Origin of the sequence: Okeania sp. SIO2B9 (assembly GCF_010672505.1) — a bacterium.
Lineage (GTDB): Bacteria > Cyanobacteriota > Cyanobacteriia > Cyanobacteriales > Microcoleaceae > Okeania > Okeania hirsuta.
Window position 1 is genome coordinate 1 of record NZ_JAAHGK010001599.1, and the last position, 1451, is coordinate 1451.

The following is a 1451-nucleotide window of genomic DNA, read 5'->3' on the forward strand; positions in this document are numbered from 1 at the left end:
TCTCTATACTGAAATATTTAGTGTAGAGACTAATTAAGACTTCTGAATCATGATCATTAAGACCAACTATTGTGGTACATATTTAATAAATCATCAAGTATATGATGTGGCTAATGTTGTCGCTCCTTCTCTTGTCACCCACACAAAGGCACAAAGTTAAAAATATTAACTTTTAACTGATAATTTGTAAGAGATGACTGATAATTTAATTATAGTGTCATAGACTCTTTAGTACACTTATGGTGGCGATCGCCACCATAACTTCACTTGACCACTGCTTTAATCCATAGGTTAGAGTTTCGGTGAACCATAATTTACATTTATATTTTTGATTCCTAATTTTTTAGAGGAGAAGGCCAATTTTTAGTTTCTTTTTGCCAATTTTCATTATCTTGTCTCTGATTCGATAAACTTCGCTGAGTAGCTTCCACAAACTGACTCACGCGAATAGGATCTATCGGTTGATCTATTTGGCCATGTCGCTTCAGCGAGCTAGATACAATAACACCATCTACAGCTGGCATCAAGGTAGAAATATTGTTCCAGTTAGCGCCACTGCCGATAAATATAGGTGTATCTGATGCTGCTGCACTAGCTAATTTTAAATCTTCCAAGGTAGGGGGACTTCCAGTAGTCCAACCGGAGAGAATTATTCCATCAGCTAGACCACGTTCAATTGTTTCTTGGACAACTGTAGTTAAATTGGGTTCACCCAATGGTTGGGCGTGTTTGACTAGAACATCTGCAAAGATTTTGACATCACTACCCAATTCTCGACGATAGCGTAAAAGTTGATGTGCTTTTCCTTCAATTAACCCTTGATCCGTAGACATAACTCCAGTTAGGACATTAACACGAATAAATTGGGCCTGCACACAGGAAGCGATCGCCATCGCACTTTGGCCATCATTACGCAAAACGTTGATTCCAATTGGTAGGGAAACCAAGTTCATAATCTTTTGTACTAATAATGTCATGGCACTAACTACGGCCGGGTCAACTTGGTCTTTGACAAAAGGAGCATCAAAAAAGTTTTCTACGATAATGCCATCTACACCACCTGATGCAAGGGCTGTGGCTTCTCTTTCTGCTCTACTAATAATAGCTTGGAGGTCGCCTCCCCAACGGGGTGAGGTTGGCAGAGGCTGTAAATGTACTACCCCAATGATTGGATGTCTGGTTTTAAATATTTGCTTTAAGTCCACGGGTTTACCTGAAACCACGGTTATTTGGCAATAACATAACAGAATTTACATGAGAAATTATGGCCTAGAATATATCTATTATCTAGACTCTGCTACTATATTGTCAATTTTTGGTCATCATCATTTTAAAGCTTTATCTGCAATGGTATCTCTGGAAGGTATGTATGAGTATTTGTAGGGTGGTTTGGTAGGCTAATTTTACAGAACTTAGAGGATAGGTTTTAGGGGCTGGGGTTAGGGTGAAAA

At 38.8% G+C, this 1451-nt stretch carries 1 protein-coding gene; it reads right to left on the reverse strand.

What is annotated here, in order from left to right:
* Window positions 1-335: 335 nt before the first annotated feature.
* Window positions 336-1205 carry a photosystem I biogenesis protein BtpA gene (gene btpA, locus F6K13_RS32980; protein ID WP_124144229.1) on the reverse strand — a complete coding sequence of 290 codons (870 nt, stop codon included), beginning with the start codon at window positions 1203-1205 and terminating at the stop codon, window positions 336-338.
* Window positions 1206-1451: the final 246 nt, after the last annotated feature.